General features: G+C 30.4%; 1 protein-coding gene. It reads left to right on the plus strand.

What is annotated here, in order from left to right; translation table 11 throughout:
• Positions 1–712: hypothetical protein (locus DU428_RS13330; RefSeq protein WP_207802377.1), on the plus strand; the 712-nt coding region annotated here is incomplete at its 5' end.
• Between the last annotated feature and the right edge of the window lie 136 nt (positions 713–848).

Raw genomic sequence — 848 nt, forward strand, 5'->3', positions numbered from 1 at the left:
CGTTGTAGCACATATAAACAAAACTATGAACAGAATTTTAACATTACTGATTTTAACACTAATAACAACTTCTTGCAAAAAGGATATTGGAGTAACTGACAAAGAGGTTAATTCAGTCCAACAAGTTTTGAATTTTTACGATGGAGAGTGTTTAAGACATAAAGGGTTTGAAACTAAAAACGGAGAAACGATAACTTATTTCGAACTTGAAATGAGTAAAAGTCCGTTACTTGAAAGTAATGCGAAAAAATTAAATCCACACTCTGGAAATATTGCTTATTTATTTTATTCAAGTTTAGACGACGAAAAGTCAAATTATGATCAAGTTAGAATTAAAATAAATCTGAAAGACGGAACAAGTTCTGAATTTTCATATTCGGACAAAGAAATTGAGGCAATTGAAAATCTTATGCCGAAAATTGTCAACATTTCGGAATTAATAACAAAGAAAGACTTTGAAACTCTGACAAAATTATTCGACAAGTCTATTGAACTGGAAACAAGTCAAATTGCCGGATTATTTAATAACCTTGATAATCAATACGGAATTATAAAACAATCTCAATTTCAGGGTTTCGAATTTAAGGACACTAATAATTTTGGTCAAGTAATAAAAGCAAACGTCGTGCAAGTAAGGGAAAAAATTGCATTGACAATGGCTTTGGTTTTTAATAGAAATAATCGGAATTTAATTTCCATCGAATTTGAATAAAATACGTGCTACAACACCGTATATAATTTATTGCTAGTTCTAGCCTACTTACGAAAATCCTCGCGGATTTTCTATTCGGTTTGTATTTGCTAAATTAGGTGCTTAAAACACGCAACAAACCATATACAACAACGTT

The sequence above is a fragment of the Oceanihabitans sediminis genome (assembly GCF_003337215.1).
Classification (GTDB): domain Bacteria; phylum Bacteroidota; class Bacteroidia; order Flavobacteriales; family Flavobacteriaceae; genus Oceanihabitans; species Oceanihabitans sediminis.